The organism is Acinetobacter sp. WZC-1 (genome assembly GCF_052544965.1).
Window position 1 is genome coordinate 1,695,301 of record NZ_CP199370.1, and the last position, 18,518, is coordinate 1,713,818.

General features: G+C 45.3%; 14 protein-coding genes. 6 read left to right on the top strand and 8 right to left on the bottom strand.

What is annotated here, in order from left to right; genetic code table 11:
* Positions 1-12: 12 nt before the first annotated feature.
* A complete protein-coding gene (locus ACT6PV_RS07825; protein ID WP_445115841.1) occupies positions 13-1,827 on the bottom strand; it encodes an ABC transporter substrate-binding protein in 1,815 nt (604 codons plus the stop codon).
* A 14-nt stretch (positions 1,828-1,841) separates the two neighbouring features.
* Positions 1,842-3,602, bottom strand: coding sequence for an ABC transporter substrate-binding protein (locus ACT6PV_RS07830; RefSeq protein WP_445117063.1), 1,761 nt, complete (start codon positions 3,600-3,602; stop codon positions 1,842-1,844).
* 840 nt (positions 3,603-4,442) lie between these two features.
* Here ACT6PV_RS07830 and ACT6PV_RS07835 point away from each other — a divergent pair.
* From ACT6PV_RS07835 to ACT6PV_RS07855, 5 genes are all read left to right on the top strand, one after another.
* On the top strand, positions 4,443-7,118 hold the full coding sequence (locus tag ACT6PV_RS07835) for a TonB-dependent receptor (RefSeq protein WP_445115842.1): 2,676 nt from the start codon (positions 4,443-4,445) through the stop codon (positions 7,116-7,118).
* Positions 7,119-7,303: 185 nt separating this feature from the next.
* The gene (locus ACT6PV_RS07840; protein ID WP_445115843.1) at positions 7,304-8,023 is read left to right on the top strand and encodes an energy transducer TonB; all 720 of its coding nucleotides are present in this window, start codon (positions 7,304-7,306) and stop codon (positions 8,021-8,023) included.
* 42 nt (positions 8,024-8,065) lie between these two features.
* Positions 8,066-8,941, top strand: coding sequence for a MotA/TolQ/ExbB proton channel family protein (locus tag ACT6PV_RS07845; RefSeq protein ID WP_445115844.1), 876 nt, complete (start codon positions 8,066-8,068; stop codon positions 8,939-8,941).
* A gap of 12 nt (positions 8,942-8,953) precedes the next feature.
* A complete protein-coding gene (locus ACT6PV_RS07850) occupies positions 8,954-9,379 on the top strand; it encodes an ExbD/TolR family protein (protein ID WP_445115845.1) in 426 nt (141 codons plus the stop codon).
* Positions 9,380-9,397: 18 nt separating this feature from the next.
* Positions 9,398-9,811, top strand: a complete 414-nt coding sequence (locus ACT6PV_RS07855; protein ID WP_445115846.1) for an ExbD/TolR family protein — start codon at positions 9,398-9,400, stop codon at positions 9,809-9,811.
* Positions 9,812-10,070: 259 nt separating this feature from the next.
* Here ACT6PV_RS07855 and ACT6PV_RS07860 read toward each other — a convergent pair whose 3' ends face one another.
* Together ACT6PV_RS07860 and zapE are read right to left on the bottom strand one after the other, a co-directional pair.
* Positions 10,071-12,236 (bottom strand): malate synthase G, encoded by a 2,166-nt coding sequence (locus ACT6PV_RS07860; protein ID WP_445115847.1) that lies wholly within the window; start codon positions 12,234-12,236, stop codon positions 10,071-10,073.
* Positions 12,237-12,457: 221 nt separating this feature from the next.
* Positions 12,458-13,609, bottom strand: a complete 1,152-nt coding sequence (gene zapE, locus ACT6PV_RS07865) for a cell division protein ZapE (RefSeq protein ID WP_445117064.1) — start codon at positions 13,607-13,609, stop codon at positions 12,458-12,460.
* A 344-nt stretch (positions 13,610-13,953) separates the two neighbouring features.
* On the opposite strand from zapE, the gene ACT6PV_RS07870 reads away from it, so the two are divergent.
* Positions 13,954-14,862: a lysine exporter LysO family protein gene (locus ACT6PV_RS07870; RefSeq protein WP_445115848.1), complete on the top strand. Its 909-nt coding sequence runs from the start codon at positions 13,954-13,956 to the stop codon at positions 14,860-14,862.
* 30 nt (positions 14,863-14,892) lie between these two features.
* Here ACT6PV_RS07870 and pyrF read toward each other — a convergent pair whose 3' ends face one another.
* The 4 genes from pyrF to rpsA all read right to left on the bottom strand — a co-directional run bounded on the left by pyrF (position 14,893) and on the right by rpsA (position 18,407).
* A complete protein-coding gene (pyrF, locus tag ACT6PV_RS07875; protein ID WP_445115849.1) occupies positions 14,893-15,591 on the bottom strand; it encodes an orotidine-5'-phosphate decarboxylase in 699 nt (232 codons plus the stop codon).
* 291 nt (positions 15,592-15,882) lie between these two features.
* The gene (locus ACT6PV_RS07880; RefSeq protein ID WP_445115850.1) at positions 15,883-16,248 is read right to left on the bottom strand and encodes a lipopolysaccharide assembly protein LapA domain-containing protein; all 366 of its coding nucleotides are present in this window, start codon (positions 16,246-16,248) and stop codon (positions 15,883-15,885) included.
* Positions 16,249-16,266: 18 nt separating this feature from the next.
* A complete protein-coding gene (locus tag ACT6PV_RS07885) occupies positions 16,267-16,572 on the bottom strand; it encodes an integration host factor subunit beta (RefSeq protein WP_445115851.1) in 306 nt (101 codons plus the stop codon).
* Between the two features lie 158 nt (positions 16,573-16,730).
* A complete protein-coding gene (gene rpsA, locus ACT6PV_RS07890; RefSeq protein ID WP_445115852.1) occupies positions 16,731-18,407 on the bottom strand; it encodes a 30S ribosomal protein S1 in 1,677 nt (558 codons plus the stop codon).
* Between the last annotated feature and the right edge of the window lie 111 nt (positions 18,408-18,518).

An 18,518-nucleotide genomic window follows, 5' to 3' on the forward strand; every position in this document is an offset into this window, starting at 1 on the left:
AGTTTAATTGCTTTAATTCGTTTTTGACTCAAGATCGAAATACATCCACTCCGATGGCATAATCGGGTGCTTCTTATAACCAATGACACGGGGCTGTGCCAGTATATTTCTATAACGTGAATAATTGATCAGAACCGGTGAATACACTTCCAGTAAACGGGCCATTTTTCTGTACAATGCGTCCCGTTCAGGTCCTGCATCCATTTGTTGGGTCTGCTCATATAAGCGGTCATATTCAGGTAATTTAAAACAGGGATCATTGGTGGCGTGAATATTTCCACCATAGAACAACTGCATAAAATTGTCGCCATCGGGATAATCAGCCACCCAGGCCGAAGATTTAAACATGGTTTTACATCGCTTCTCTGCCTTGAGGCCTTCTGCAAATGGCATCCCTTTGGCAACCATATTAATTTTTATCCCATTCAGTCTTTTTTTCCATAATTCAGCAGATAACTGACCACGCGGGCCATTGAGCGAATAGGTGTATTCCACAAGCAGTGGCTGACCATCCGGCTGGGTACGCCAGCCGTCCTGCCCCACTTTATAGTGGTAGCGATCCAGCAGCAGATTGGCTGCCTTTATTGAATGCGGAATACTGCTTTTATAGTTCGGATCGTGCCCGACCACTCCATAGGGAATGGGATATTGTAATTTTCGGGCATTGCCCTTAAATCCCATATTGATATCATCATCGACTGAATAGACCATGGCCATGGCACGCCGCAATGCAATTTTTTCCTTACTGAAACCACCTACCACCGGATTTTGTGTGTTCCAATAGGTATAATCAATGGCCGGATCAGAAATCCTGGACAACTTTACACCCTTTTGAGCTAGCTCAGGTTTCAACTTACCGTCCTCTACAGCTTGCGACACCATTTCACCTTCCAGCTGGATCATATCTGCTTCATCCTTTTTAAAGGACAACCAGGCGGTTTGCTGTTCCTCCATGACACGAATGTCCACCACACCAATCTGCGGCATTTTTTTGCCTCTCATCTGATCAACAATCGACTGATCTTCGGCTGAGGATGCCTTAAAATCCCAGATATAACCCCGATAATTCGGATTGGCCTTTAAAATAATCCGTGATCCCGGTGTCCAGCTGGTGAGCATGTACGGCCCGGTTCCAATCGGATGTCCCATTACCGTACCGGCCTTGTTGCGGTAATGTTCAATGACTTCCCGGGCAACCGCGCCAGCCGGCTGATGTGCCAGCAGCATCGGAAAGTTATGATCAGGCTTGTTCAGACGAATCACCAGCGTATACCGATCAGGTGTCTGTATACCCTCAAAAGGCCGGTCATAATTGAACTGACCGGTTTTCCGTGCCTGTTGCAGCAACTGATCCAGATCAAAAATTCTATTATTAAACAACCAGCTGCCAGGAGAGCGTATAGCAGGATCCAGCAGACGCTTAAAGGAATAAGCATAATCCGCTGAGGTCAGCTCCCGGGATTTTCCCTTAAACACCGGGTCCGGGCTAAAATAAATGCCCTTTTTAATTCGGATGGTATAGGTCAGTCCATCACTGCTGACTTCCGGATAATCCGTTGCAGTTTTCGGGACCAATTTTGCCGGAGACGCCAGATAGTCATAACCATATAAGGTTTCAAAGATCGCATGGTTCACCTGTGCAGAATACAGATCGTTCACGGCAGCCGGATCAAAACCGCTTTCCTGGGCGGGAAACACATATCTCAATACTTTATTCGGATTGGCAGGACTCTTTGCCTGCACGGTCATTGCGGCTGAACTCAATGCCATCATCAGCGGAACAAGCCAGCCATACGATTTAAAACCTGTTTTTAAAATTTGTTTCATGCTGAGCCCTGTCATTATTTTTTAACAGCCGGGACAATATCCAGGTATTGCCAGTTGGTATTCATAATGGGATGTGCCTTGAACCCCTTAACCTGCGGTTGTATCAACCAGTTGTTAATGCGGCTGTCACGAATAATCCACGGGTTGTCCGCTTCCACCTGACGGCTCATTTTTTCATAATACGGCATCCTTTTTTCAGGTGGCTGTTGCATGGCCTGTTCATATAGCCGGTCATATGCTGCTGACTGGTAACAGGACAAATTACCCTGCTCTGCATTGGGACCATATAAAAGCTGTGCGAAATTTTCACCCTCAGGGTAGTCTGCAAACCATGCGCCACCCCATATCATATATTTACACTGCACGGCAGCTTTCTGATTATCCGCAAAGTTACTGACCATAAAATCGATATGCAGACCAATGGCATCCAGGGTTTTTTTAATTAATTCAGACTGAGCAACATAAGCCGTCCCCGGCTCTGTATTCATTTTCAGACGTAGCGGCTTTCCATTCGGCAGGGTCCGATAGCCATCTGCCCCTTTTTTATAACCGAAATGATCCAATAGTCTGTTGGCCAGCATCGGGTCATAACCAATACTACTCCGGTATGCAGGATTAAAACCATTGACCCCATCCGGTACAATCATTTCACCCTTGACGGCCTGACCCTTGCGTAAAATCCGGGTGGACTCATCCATGTTATAAGCCATGGCAATCGCACGTCTCAATGCTATTTTTTCCGGACTATAGCCACCAATGAGCGGATCCCTCATGTTCATATAAATGATGGTCAGTTCAGCTGCTTTACTCTGATTCAGCTGTATGCCTTTTTTCTTAAATTCAGGTTTCAATTGCTGACCATCCAGTACCTTATCCACAGCATCCGGAACCACTCCGCTGAAATCAAGTTGCCCTGACTGAAAAGCCAGCCAGCGGGACTGGTCTTCTTCCATGATGGTGACCGTGACCTTGCCAATCTGCGGCATTTTTTTACCGTACATATCCTTGACCAATTGATTGTCCCAGGCGGAACCACTGGATTTAAAATCCCAGGTGAACCCCCGGTAATCCGGATTGGCCACCAGTTCTATTTTACTTCGCGGAACATACTTACTGATCATATAAGGCCCGGTACCGACCGGATGCAGACCAACACGATTACCATAATATTCAACCACTTCCCGTGCTGAAGCACCCAAGGCACTGTAAGCAAGAATATAGGGGAAATTATAATCCGGCCGGGTCAGACGGAACTGCAATGTATAGCGGTCAAGCGCCTTCATTCCATCAATGGGTGCATCATAATTAAATTTCCCGGTTTTCTTTGCCTGGGCAATCACCGCATCTGCACCGACTATCTTTCCGCCAACAAAAGAAAACGTAGGTGCACGATTCTTCGGATCAAGCAGACGCTTTATGCTGTAGACATAATCTTCTGCAACCAGTTCACGCTTTTTGCCCTTAAAGGCTGGATCTGCCGTAAAATAAATGCCAGGTTTAATTTTAAAGGTATAGACTTTGCCATCCTGCTGTATGTCAGGCATGCTTTCAGCGGTTTCCGGACGTAACTGAACCGGATTGGCCAGATAATCATATTGCAGCAATCGCTCAAAAATAACATCCGCAATATTGCCACTGTATAGGTTCATGGTTCTGACCATATCAAAACCTTCATCCGGGGCATTAAAGGCAACATGCAGCACTTTATCCGGCCGGGCAGGTGTTTTTGCATCCATGCTATTGCTGCCGATCAGCGCTGTAAAAAACACAGTCATTATTTTAAAATGTTTAACTTTCAAATTTATACCCATTCAAACTATTTTCAGAAAATTGCAGATGTCTTATTATCGATCGCATTTGAAATTACTGTATAACCACTTTACTTAAACCAGTTCTTTCTGTTCTCTCATTGATTGATGATCCTTAATTTTTCATTGCTTATTTCACTGTGTCGTCTTTTATCAGTCCGATCAATAGGAAATAAGACAATACTTTTTCCTGAATGGCAAGGTTAAAGCGAATTTCATGCCATATTTCCTGATGCAATATAAAACACTCAATATTCATTTAAAATTTACAATATTATTAATCATTTAAAATGATATCTTCGCTCACTTGTCCTGCATTTTTTTATCAGTAGATTATAAAAACAAATTGTATAAAAACTAAACAACGCACAAAGATAATCCGCCCATGTTCCATTTAAGCACTCCCCAAAAAACAGCGATTTCACTGAAAACAATTCAGAAGATAACTGGCTTATTTTATTTAAAAAACCAGATTCAGCTGATCCTGAATATGTGGTTCATTCCTGATTTACTCAGTAACCATAATGTTACATTCCAGATCACTTTCACATAAATTCCGGATAGAGAAACTGAAAAAAACTGGCTGATGCATGATATTTCTTAATCATCGTATATTTTTCAACCAGAAATAAATCATCTCATCCAGGGTTAAATCCATCAGCATATAAAACCCGGTATAAAAAATAATAAATATAATGAGTGCTTTATCAACATAAAAATAACTTCAAATACACTGTTGGCATATGCCTTGCTTAGTCTGCACACAGGCAATATCGCTGATCACAATTAAAAAGGGTTAAATTTACGATGAAAAAAATCAACCCAACCCGATCTCAGGCCATTCATCGAGTCGGGAATACTATTTTTAAACTGAGCACGCTCAGTCTAAGTATGCTCTATCTGAACCTGGCACATGCCGCTGAAAAAGCACCGGCGAAAGTCATTAAAGTCACTGTCACAGGTTCATCCATTAAAGGTGTTGCAGCCCAGAGTGCCTCCCCCATTACCGTAGTCAAAGTTGACGACATGATCAAACAGGGCGTCACCACGGCCGAAGAGGCAATCAATAAAATCAGCGCCAATCAATCAAATTTTGTCACCGCCAGTAATGTCTCCAGAAGTGGAACCTCTGGTTCTACGGCCAATCTGCGTGGCATAGGCGCAAATAAAACTTTAATTTTGCTGAATGGGCGTCGGCTGGCAGCCAATGCCTTTGACAGTGGCGTGACCAATCTGAATATTATTCCATTGGCAATGCTTGAACGCATCGAAGTATTGCGTGACGGTGCCTCTGCCGTTTATGGTACAGATGCAATTGGCGGTGTGATTAACTTTATTACCAAAAAACAATTTACCGGGTTAAATATCAGCGGTGGCCTGTCACAACCTGAAGAGTCCGGCGGCGATAAACAGGACATCAGCGTTTTCGGTGGTTTTGGTGATCTGGATGAAAATGGTTTTAATGCCTTCGGAGTGATTGATTACAGAAGATCCAATGATGTCATGGCCAGAAACCGGAAGTTCAGCGCCCGGGGCGGCTTAATACCGGAGCTGGGGGTTAAAACCGGATATAATGGCTCGCAACCAGCCAATTTCCATGACCCGACTACAGATATCACCGGCAACCCTTATGCGGCTACAGGCTGTAATTTTCCCAATATCTACCCGGACGAAAATAACTGCCGTTTTAATTCAGCTGCATTAACAGGCATTGTTCCCAGCACCGAAGATGTGTCTGCCATGGGGCGTATGACCCTCAAATTGAACGATGATTTTAATGCGATTGGCGAATATGTCTATGCCCGGAATGAAGTAACCACCTCTGTAGCACCGGATGTATTCAATGGCGACCTGACCCTGAACGCTGACAGTAAGTATTATCCAGGTAATGGAATCACGCCGGCGGTTGGTGGCATCAGTAATGGCCCTCTGACACTTTATTTACGCTCCCGCGCCGGTAATCGGGTCAGCGAAAGCATTAATGAATCACATCGGGCATTTGCAGGTGTTGAAGGCGAATTCGCAGGATGGGACATCAATAGCGGAGTTACCTATGCGCACAGTTCTGCAACAGACCACAGTGTCAGTGGTAATTTAAATCAGAATGCAACTCAGATAGCACTCAATGACGGTGTGCTGAACCCCTTTGGCCCACAGGCTGCCGGAGATGACCCTGATTTATGGAAAAAACTGAATATTTCCGGCGACTATCAAAAAGCGTCACTGGATTCAACAATTTTCGATATTACCGTCAGTAAACCCATCTTTACCCTACCCGCCGGAGATGTCGGTTTTGCACTGGGCGGAAGTTTCAGACACGATGACTGGAAATCCAGGGTGAATGCTGAACTGACCTCACTTTCCCCCAGTCTGGGTGTAGACCCGGATGAACCGGAGAATAAAGGCAAACGGGACATCACCTCTGTTTTTACCGAACTGCATGTTCCCCTGCATAAAACCCTGGAGGCACAACTCGCACTCCGCTACGATGATTACAGTGATTTCGGTGATACTTTTAATCCGAAATTTTCATTACGCTGGGAACCCATCAAGCAACTGATGTTCCGCAGTTCCTATAGTACCGGTTTCCGTGCACCTACCCTGTGGGAACAAAATTCCCCTAAATCACTGACCTATACCAGTTCCAGATATAATGATCCGGTGTTATGTCCGGGAGGTGTACCAGCTGCAAATGGTGAGGCTGCCCGTGATTGCGGACAGCAATTTTATCGCCAACAGGGCGGCAATGAAAATCTGAATCCGGAAGAGTCAAAATCATTTACCCTGGGCATGGTGCTGGAGCCAATTAAAAACCTGGTGTTCAGTGTGGACTACTTCCATATTAAGGTCGATGACCTGATTGACTCAATCGCCGAACAGACCATTTTTGGTAACCCTGAAAAATATGCAGATAAATTTGTCCGCAATGCAAATGGCTCACTCAGCCATATTATCAAAACAGAAGAAAATCTCGGTGGGTTGAGAACCCAGGGCTTTGATATTGCCCTGAATTACTTAAGTCCAATGACATCTACCGGCCGTTTTGGTTTTGGTATTGATGGAACCTATATCACAAAATATGACTTTCAGAATGAACCAGGCGGCGACTGGATCAACAATGTCGGGCTGTATACCGATGGCCGTGCAGTCATCCGCTGGAAGCATACCGCCAATATCAACTGGAGTGATGACAACTGGGCTCTAAATCTTCAGCAACAGTTTACCAGAGGCTATAAAGACCAGAATTCAAACAGTATTGCTGCAGCGTATAGAAATCACCGGGTCAGCGACTATACCATCTACAACATTTCAGGCACCTATAAGGGCTTTAAAAACCTCGAACTTTCCATGGGTATCAAAAATATATTTGATGAAGATCCACCGGCAAGCAACGTCCAGGATAATTCGCAACAGGGTTATGATCCCCGCTATGCCGATCCACTTGGACGCACTTACTTTGTCAGGGGAACCTATAAGTTCTGAGTCCCGTCCCTGGCATGGTTTCTGTTTTCCTGACTTTAATATGGACAGAAATGATGCCTTTAAAAATCTAAATCTGAGCCAGACAGGAAGTGACTGTAAACATCATGACAGGATGATCCCATGACATCCAGGACGTCTTTACGGTCACTTACATTGATGGTTTGCCTTAAGTTTCAGGAGCAACAATGGGCATATCTTTTACAGAGCCGGAAAATAAATCTGCCAAACGCCTGATTGGGATTGCAGCAGTGCTTTTCCTGCACCTGCTTGTCGCCTATATCCTGGTGTCGGGTTTGACAAATACCATTGAAAAACCTGCCCCCAAACCTGTGGAATTACAAATTATTCAGGATATTCCGCCTCCACCGCCGCCACCCCCACCGGAACCGGAAAAACCCAAACCAGAAGAAAAAGTGTCTGAACCTCCCAAAATGGTTGAAGTTGAAAAAGTCGCGAAAACACCGGACACCCCCAAGCCTGTTGAGAAAGTACAACCGGTGCAGAAAACAGAACCGGTAACGACAGCCCGGCCAACTGAAAAATCGGAGCCTGCACCCCCAGCACCTGCTTCGCCATCACCAGAGCCGGCACCTGCCGCTGCTGCGCCGGTTGCAAAACCAACAGGTGTCAGTAAGGGGGTTTCACAAGGCAGTGCCGGATGTAAAAAACCGGAATATCCACGTGATGCACTGATGAATGAAGAACAGGGTACGGTTCAGATCCGAGTGCTTGTCGATACTTCGGGCAAGGTGGTTGAGGCGAAAGTTAAAAAATCCAGTGGCAGTAAAAGCCTGGATAAAGCCGCAACCAAAGCCTACAGCCTGTGTACATTTACACCGGCAATGAAAGATGGTGTCCCTCAGCAGGACTGGTACGAAATTGAATATCCTTTCGTACTTGAATAACAGATTAAATTAAACAATTTACTAATATCGGAGATTATTTTTATGAACAATTCAACACAGCGTCTGGTCCGGTTTGCTTCTGCCGGTTTGCTGGCTCTCAGCACATTATTGCCCCTGAATTCAGTTTTTGCAGAACAACAGGTCAATCCCACTCCTGCTGCAACCACGACCGCGGATCCTGCTTCAACCACTCCGGTTCCTCCTCCGGCACCTGCCGCCAAAGAAACAGTGCATAATCCCTATGGACTGGAAGCTCTGTGGAAAGAAGGTGACCTGGTCGCAAAATCAACCTTATTCATTCTGGTGCTGATGTCCATTGGCACGTGGTACATCATCATTTCTAAATTTCTGCAGCAGGCAAAGGTCAAACGCCAGGGCAAGCAGGCTGAAAAGAGTTTCTGGGAATCAGTATCGCTGGACAGTGCCGCAGAAAGTCTGGAACAGAGCAGTGCCTATCGTTATATTGCTGAAAAGGGCATTCACTCTACAAAACATCATGGTGGCACCTTACTGGAACGGATTGATTTTAATACCTGGGTCAGTATTTCCATTCAGCGTGCCGTGGACAAAGTCCAGAGTCACCTGAGCGGTGGACTGGCCTTTCTGGCCACCGTTGGCTCAACCGCGCCATTTGTTGGTCTGTTTGGGACCGTCTGGGGGATTTATCATGCGCTGACTGCAATCGGCATCTCCGGGCAGGCCTCCATAGACAAAGTCGCAGGTCCGGTGGGCGAAGCACTGATTATGACTGCCATTGGTCTTGCCGTGGCTGTGCCGGCAGTACTTGGCTATAACTGGCTGACACGCCGCAATAAAGCCGTGATGGAAAATGTCCGTTCCTTTGGCTCTGATCTGCATGCCATATTGCTCAGCGGGGAAATGAGCACCAATAATCCAGTCAATCGCGGCATGAAATAAGAGGAATCTCTCATGGGTATGACGGTTAACTCAGATGACAATGATGATGAAGTCATTGGCACGATCAACACCACTCCCCTGGTGGATGTGATGCTGGTTTTACTTATTATTTTCTTAATTACCATTCCAGTGGTCACACATACTGTTCCGGTGAAGTTGCCTGAGGAAAAAAGTACCCCTTATGCAACCACCCCTGAAAATATTCAGCTGGCCATCAATAAAAACGGCGATGTTTTCTGGAACGAGGATTATCTTCCGAATCAGGAAATATTACTGGCCAGGCTTAAGGTTGAGGCACAAAAACGCCCTCAGCCTGAAGTGCATATCCGTGGAGATCAGCTGACCCGTTTCGATGCAATTGATCAGGTGATCAGCACCACCAAACAGGCCGGAATTGGCAAAATTGCTTTTGTCACAACACCGCCGGCGTCGTCCTAATTCATTCAGGAGTCAGTTATGGGTATGAATACCGGTTCAAATCATGATGATGACGTCATGATGGAGGTCAACATGACACCACTGATTGATGTCATGCTGGTCCTGATTATTATGTTTATTATTACCATTCCAACACCGAACAATGCCATTAACATTAATCTGCCCAATGGCACACCACCACCGACCCGGGAAAAGCCGCCGGAAGTGGTCGATCTGCGTATTGATGCAACAGGCCAGTCATTCTGGAATGAGAAACCGGTTACTGATCGTCAGGCACTGGAGATTTTGTTGCAGGGCGTCGCCCGTAAAAAGGATCAGGACCAGATCCGGCTGCAACCGGATCAGCAGGCAGAATATAAAAATGTGGCCCTGGTCATGGCAACAGCACAGCGTCTGGGCGTGACTAAAATAGGCATTGTGAGCAATCATTAAGAAATTGCGACTTTAGAACAATACATATCTTTAGAAATACCTTTTACTTCTCCAATACTGACAGTGTTGTGCTGTCAGTATTTTTTTAGTGCTTTTTTACATGCTGTACAGACTTTTAACGCACTACAGAACAGCCGCTATGATTGCAGCCTGTTTTATCCAGTACTATCGTTCCACAGTCCAGTCCTGAAATATAAAACGCCCAATGAAATTCACCGGGCGTTTGTCTTGTCCAATACTGTACTGCTATACGGTGAAATCAGTCACCGGTATAACCTTTTAATTTTAAACGTGCAGCATGTAACAATGGCTCAGTATAACCTGAAGGTTGCTCAGCACCTTTAAAGATCAAATCAGATGCTGCCTGGAACGCGATACTGTTTTCGAGGTTTACTGCCATTGGCCGATAGGCTGAATCACTGGCGTTTTGCCCATCCACAATTTTAGCCATACGTTTCATGACATCTTCAACCTGCTCACGGGTCACAACCCCATGACGTAACCAGTTGGCCACATGCTGGGAAGAAATACGCAATGTTGCACGGTCTTCCATCAGACCGACATTGCTGATATCCGGCACTTTGGAACAACCCACACCCAGATCAACCCAGCGAACTACATAACCCAGGATGCCCTGACAGTTATTTTCCAGTTCCCTGATCTTTTCTTCTTCCGTCCAGCTGGTGTCCTTCGCCAATGGTGGCGTCAGCAGATCATCCAGTGGCAATGCTGTTGTTGCGAGCAGCTCCTGCTGACGCTGCGCAACATTGCACTGATGATAATGAATGGCGTGAATCACGGCACCGGATGGAGACGGTACCCATGCACAGCTTGCACCAGCCTCCGGATGCTCAATCTTGGTCTTGTACATATCCAGCAACATATCCGGTTTAGGCCACATACCCTTACCAATCTGAGCCTTGCCACGCAGACCGGTCTGCAAACCAACCATGACATTACGGTTTTCATAAGCCGGGAACCAGATCTGAGCTTTCACTTCACCCTTACGGACAAACGGACCGGCATCCATAAAGGTATGAATTTCATCACCGGTACGATCCATAAAGCCTGTGTTAATGAAAATGGTACGATCCTTCGCCTGAGCGATACAGTTTTTCAGATTCACGGATGTACGACGTTCTTCATCCATAATACCGACTTTCAGCGTTTTTGCCGGCAGAGCCAGTGCCTGTTCGACACGTTCAAACAGTTTTACAGTAAAGGCCACTTCTTCAGGACCATGCATTTTCGGTTTTACGATATACATGGAGCCCTTGCGTGAGTTCTTAATCTCGTTTTCGCCCTTAATGTCTGCAAAGGTCAATAATGGCGTAATTAAAGCGTCCATGATCCCTTCGTAAATCTCGGCACCATCCACAAGAATGGCCGGGTTGGTCATCAGGTGACCGACGTTACGCAACAGCATTAATGAACGGCCATGAATCACTGTTTCACCGCCAATCAAATTTTTATGGGTACGGTCTTTATTGAGTTTACGGCTGACGATTTTGCCATTTTTTTCAATCGATTCTTCCAGGGTCCCTTTCATCAACCCCAACCAGTTACGATAGCCTTCCACTTTTTCTTCGGCATCCACCGCCGCAACCGAATCTTCAATATCCTGAATGGTGGTGACTGCTGCTTCAAGGACCAGGTCTTTTACACCGGCCGCATCTGTCTGACCAATCGGGCCGGTTGCATCGATTTCGATAATAACATGCAGTCCATTATTTTTTAAAACAATTTCCACAGGTGCAGCAGTTTCACCGTTATAACCGACAAACTGAGCTTCGTGTGCCAGGCTGGTGGTTGTACCGTCTTTAAGCGTTATAACCAATCTGTTGTGATCCACTGCATATTTTGTCGCATCTGCATGTGAACCCTGTGCAAGCGGGAAGGTTTCGTTCAGAAAGTTTTTCGCAAATGCAATTACTTTTTCGCCGCGTACCGGGTTATAGCCCTTGCCTTTTTCAGCGCCGCCATCTTCCGGAATCACATCAAAACCATATAATGCATCGTACAGGGAACCCCATCGTGCATTGGCTGCATTCAGACTGTAACGGGCATTCCGTACAGGAACCACCAGTTGCGGACCAGCAAGCAATGCGATTTCTTCATCGACATTTTCAGTGCTGATCTGGAAATCTTCTACTTCTGGTAATAAGTAGCCAATTTCTTCAAGGAAAGCTTTATAAGCCCCCAATTCAAATGTATTGTTACGGTGCCATTCATCAATTTTAGCCTGAAGTTCATCACGCTTTGCCAACAGCGTTTTATTTTCAGGGCTAAGATCAACAACGACCTGCTCAAAGTTTTTCCAGTAAGTCTCACTGTCCAGACCTGAACCGGGTAAAGCTTCATTTTCGATGAAATCGTAAAGTTCCTGAGCAATCGCCAACTTGCCTTTTTGAATACGTGCAGTCATTGTCTTTCCTGATAGTGCTACTTTTTATCACAAGAGCTTCTAGTATACTCATTTATAAGTGGCTGAATAGTAATATCACATTCCTAAATAGTAATCATTTTTTAACACATCCATATTGACATCATCAGGGACTGCAGATACCTCAGCAATCGCCTGTATTGCGGTCTGAAATAAGCAGATAAACCCGACTAAAATTGCTCAGAACAAAATCCTGATCATCCTTAATGTTCTGTTTCCTGCTTCGCAACATCTGATGAGCGATGCGCAGACTGCAAATAATCATCTGACTGCATTTCCAGTAATCTGGAACGGGTCCGTTCTATTTCAAACGCCAGTCTTTCCCCTTCATAAATGTCCAGAATACTGTCTTCAGATGTCAGTAACAGCTTTACCCCACGATCATAAAATTCATCCACCAGATAAATAAAACGTCGTGTTCCTTCCGACAGATAATCTGTCAGATGCGGCACATTGCTGACCAGCACAGTATTATAAATCCGGGCAATTTCAATAAAATCTGCCGGACTGCGCGGTTTCAGGCACAGTTCAGAAAACCGGCACCACAGGACATCATCAGTATGCCCCAGGGTTTCCACCACCCGGTGATTGACCATAATCGGTTCATCACTGACTTTCTGTGCCTGAGTCAGCGCACCAAAACGCTGTGCCATCCATAAATCATGTTCATCCGTCAGCGGTGACTTAAAGAGTTGTGCCTGTTTCAGTACCCGCAGACGGTAGTCCACTCCTGCGTCAACATTCAGCACCACACAACTGTTTTTCAGCACTTCGATCGCCGGTAAAAAACGGTCACGATGTATGCCGTTCTGATATAAGCCATCCGGTGCAATATTTGAGGTCGCAATCAGGGTAATGCCCCGACTGAATAATTTCTGAAACAAATCACCCAGTATCATGGCATCCGTTACATTGGCCACAAAAAACTCATCAAAACAAATCACCACAGCATTTTTATAAATCTGATTGGCCACAATATCCAGTGGATTGCGTTGCCCGGACAACTGATTTAACTCTTTATGCACAAATTGCATGAAATGATGAAAGTGCATCCGGGTTTTACGGCGAAAAGGGATGGATTCATAAAACTGGTCCATCAGCCAGGTTTTACCCCGACCGACGCCGCCCCACATATAAACGCCTTTTGGCGCTGTCTGCCGCCGAAAACGTCTGAATGTTTTCCTGGATGCCTTATAACGCCCGAGCAGTTCCTGCCAGACCCGTTCAAGTTCATGTACCGCCTGCGCCTGGGCGTCATCCGGCATGAACTGACCGGAAGCAATAGCCTGAGCATAACGCTCTGCAGGAGATAAAGGTGTAAATGAAGTATGATGTATAGTCTGTTGATCGGTCATATGGCTTGTGTACTTTTGTGGCGTGTTGAAAGTATATCGAATTATCACCATGGATAAATCAACCCATGCCTGATTTTTATGGCAGAATGACTCAATGCCGGTAAAATGATCAAGGATCTGCGCTGGTTCAGACATGATTTGCAGAACAATAGCAATCAATTTTTTACTCTGAATTTCAGCATTTGAACATTGCCAAAACTATCAATATTTTAAAATCTCATCTAAAAATCAGATCATAATAAAAAGTATGGAATGCATTAGACTGCAATAAGTTGCATATAAAGTATCGGTGCTGTCATCAAATCAGACTATAATCATCTGTCACCATTATTTATAGATTTTTCATGCAATCCCTCTGGCTTATTTTTCAACTGTTGTTTTGTCTGCTGACAGGTTTCATGCTGGCAAGGCGATTACCACAATGGCTGGAAAAAGCAGCATTTAAAATTCTGCCCTGTTTTACCTATGTATTGCTGGCAGCAATTGCCATTGAATTTTCCCTGACCCTGCATCAGATTTCAGCACCTTCAAAAATTCTTTCCAGTGCCATTATACTGGCCATTGCCACATCAGGCGGTGCCTTTTTATGTTGCTATGTCCTGTTCAGGGCCATCGGTTATCAGCCTGTGCATGGCAAAATATCAGTCGATTTTTTGTTCAGGTCATTACTGAATATCAGCTATGCATTTATGGCACTGGCCTGTGGGTATATTGTGGCGGAACTGTGCAGCAATGCCGGTTATGTGCTGCACATCAGCACATGGAAACTGCTGCTAATTTATATGCTGCTGATCGGGCTGGATCTGGCTTACTCTCCACTGGATCGCTCCTGGTTAAACTGGCGGATCCTGCTGGTGCCGTTCGGCTGTATGCTGGGTTCTGTCATAGGGGCAGTCATTGCTTCATTGCTGATCAGTCAGATCAGCCTGAAAGATCTGATTATGCTGTCTCAAGGCTATGGTTTTTATTCCATGAGCGGGATTGTGGTCACGGAACTAAAAAATGCACAGCTTGGCAGTGTTGCACTGATGAATGATTTATTTCGTGAAATCATTGCAATTCTGTTGATGTACAGCATTGGCTGGCGCTATCCACGCTCTGCAATTTCCACCGCAGCAGCAACAGCAATGGATGTTTCCCTGCCTATGGTCAAGCAGGCCTGCGGCAATGAATTTATTCCACATGCCATGGTCAGCGGTTTTGTTCTGTCCATTGTGGCGCCCATTGCCGTGAGTGTCCTGGCAGCGCTTTAACCCCTTTACCCTGCCCGAATAACCGTAAATTTACTGCGATGAACCTGCTGAAATAGACAAGAGAATGTCGGTCAATGTCTGAGCAGGATTATCAGACTGGGTGACTGGCCGGCCAATCACCAGATGGGTGGAGCCATCCTGCATGGCCTGTTCCGGTGTTACAATGCGCTTCTGATCATCCATATTGGAGCCGGCAGGACGAATACCCGGTGTGACCAGTGCAAAATCCGGCCCCAGCTGTTCACGCAGCATTATCACTTCCTGTGCAGAACAGACCACACCGTCCAGACCGCAGGCCTGAGTCAGTTTTGCCAGTCGCTGTACCTGTATTGCCGGTTCAATATCCAGACCAATATCGCTTAAGTCTTCATGGCTCATGGAGGTCAGTACAGTCACCGCAATTAGTTGTGTCGAATAATTGCCGGCTTTCAGACGCTCCACACAGGTTTCCATCATTTTACGGCCACCTGATGCATGGACATTCACCATCCACACCCCAAGATCGGCCGCGGCACAGACCGCCTGTGCCGTAGTATTTGGAATATCATGGAATTTCAGATCAAGGAATAATTCAAAACCCATATTTTGCAGGGCCGTGACAACAGCCGGTCCTTCATGGGTAAACAGTTCTTTTCCCACTTTGACCCTGCATTGTGATGGATCGAGTTGTTCTGCAATCTTCAGCGCCTCATACTGACTTCTGGCATCGAGGGCAACAATGATACTCAAGCGTTTATTCCATCACATAAGAAGATGCGTCATTATAAATGAGTTGTATCCACTGAATAAAGCTTTGACAAAGCCTATGTAGCGATTTATGGGGAGTAAGGAAAAATAAAGCAGCTAAACACTGAATTATGCTGATGCTCAGGCATTCATCTGATCAGAACACATTAATAGCAATAATAAACCACTTGGTAGAAATCAGGGAAGCAAAATGGTCAGGGACGCAACGAAGCTGTGGGAGAAAAAGCAAGTAACTGCTCCGTTGCAACATATGCACAGAGCAGTCGATTTATCTTAAAACGGATTTGAATTTCTGTTTTCAGGATGAATGTCCAGTACTGTTTTTTCATGCTTTACATTCACAGCAGCCTCTGCGGCGGCCAGTTGTGCAGTCTGAATCTGTTCCTTGCGCAGATAGGCGATATCCTTACGCAGACGTTTAATTTCCCAGCTATTCTGAAATACACGGAAGATCTGAACGCCCAACAGCAAACCAAGTACAATACCAATGACCAGAGCCAATAGCAGTAATAGACCCAAAGGCATTGCCGGAACCTGGGTAAACAGCAGATCCACCGGCAACTCTGTACTATTTTGCAGTACAAGTGCCAATGCATAACCAAAGACTACAATTAATAATGCAACCAGAAAATAGCGCATATACACCTCTTTCGAATTTTATTTATCGGCAGACTCGTTTACTGCATCACGTAATGCCTTACCAGGCTTGAAGTGTGGTACAGCCTTTGCTGCAACTTCAACAGATTTTCCTGTTTTTGGATTACGGCCAATGCGCGGATCACGATGATGTAAGGCAAAACTGCCAAATCCACGGATTTCAATACGATGATCTGCAGACAACGATGCAATCATCTGATCAATCATAATTTTAACAGCTTCTTCAACAAGAGGTTCTGCCAGGTGTGGATTCTTCAGTGAAATTCTTTCCATTAAGTCCGATTTATTAAGTGCTTCGGTTGTCATTCATGACCTCGCTATTATCATCTAATTGCTATTAGCACTGATAATAACCTGTTTAAATACAAAACGGTAGCGCAGTCATAAAATACTACGCCACCGTTTACAGTATTCGTATAAAAAGTATTAATAACTTACATTAGATAATACTTTTTTACTTCAACTCAGGGATTCATTTGCGCTTTGATCAGATCACCGATGGTTTTAGGACCATTGTCCTGACCAGCAGTCGCCTGACGTAAGTTCGCAACAGCTTCCTTCTCTTCAGCTTCGTCTTTCGCTTTGATCGACAGGTTGATAGAGCGGGATTTACGATCAACGTTGATGATTTTCGCTTCAACTTCCTGACCAACTTCCAGGAATTTAGTTGCATCTTCAACGCGGTCACGATTAATTTCAGACGCTTTTAACTGCGCTTCAATTTCATCACCCAGTTTAACAACAGCACCTTTGGCATCAACAGAAGTGACAGTGCCTTTTACCAGCGCACCACGTTCGTTTGCAGCCAGGAAGTCATTGAACGGATCATTGTTCAGCTGCTTGATTCCCAGACTGATGCGGTTACCTTCAGCGTCTACAGACAGAATAACGGCTTCAACGGTATCACCTTTCTTGTAACGACGAATCGCCTCTTCACCCTGTTCGTTCCAGGAAATATCAGACAGGTGAACCAGACCGTCAATACCGCCAGGTAAACCAATAAAGATACCGAAATCAGTGATTGATTTGATTGTACCGGAAACTTTTTCGCCTTTTTCATGTGCCTTGGCAAACTCTTCCCACGGATTCGCGCGAGTCTGTTTGATACCAAGAGAAATACGACGACGTTCTTCATCCACTTCAAGTACCATGACATCCACTTCATCACCAATCTGAACCACTTTGGATGGATGAATGTTTTTGTTGGTGTGGTCCATTTCTGAAACGTGTACCAGGCCTTCAACGCCTTCAGCGATTTCAGCAAAGCAACCATAGTCAGTTAAGTTGGTTACACGCGCCTTAACGATGGAACCTTTAGGATAACGGTTCATGATCGCTAACCACGGATCTTCACCCAGTTGTTTCAGACCCAGGGATACACGGTTACGTTCTTTATCAAATTTAAGAACTTTAACTGTAACTTCCTGACCCACTTCAACCACTTCTGAAGGGTGTTTGATACGTTTCCAGGCCATATCCGTGATATGCAGAAGACCATCAATACCGCCAAGGTCAACGAATGCACCGTAGTCAGTCAGGTTCTTGATGGTACCGGTAACGGTCTGACCTTCTTCCAGCTGGGAAAGCAGCGCTTCACGATCAGCTGAAGATTCAGCTTCCATGACGGCACGACGGGATACGACCACGTTGTTACGCTTGGCATCAAGTTTGATGACCTTGAATTCAAGTTCCTTACCTTCAAGGTGAGTTGTATCACGGATCGGACGAGTGTCCACCAGAGAACCTGGCAGGAACGCACGTACCGGACCGATGTCAACAGTGAAACCACCTTTTACCTTACCGGAGATAACACCGGTAACAATTTCACCATCTTCAAAGATTTTTTCAAGTTTTGTCCATGTTTCAGCACGTTTGGCTTTTTCACGTGATAAAACAGTCTGTCCCATACCGTTGTCGAGTGCTTCAACAACAACATCCACAGTGTCGCCCACCTGAACTTCAAGTTCACGCTGCTCATTTAAAAATTCAGCACGTGCAACAACACCTTCAGATTTAAGGCCTGTATCAACAGTTACCCAGTCAGAGTCAATGCTGACAACAATACCCTGGATGACGGCACCCTTTTCAACGTTGAGGTTTAATTCACTTGCTTCAAAGAGGGCTGCAAAAGATTCGGTCATGATATACCTGGTAAAGTCAGCGGTCCTGGATCAGACAGGGCCGGTTCAGTTAGGCTTCCACATAGTCCATATAAAAACTGATCAGGCTATGCTTTGGCAAATATTCGGTGA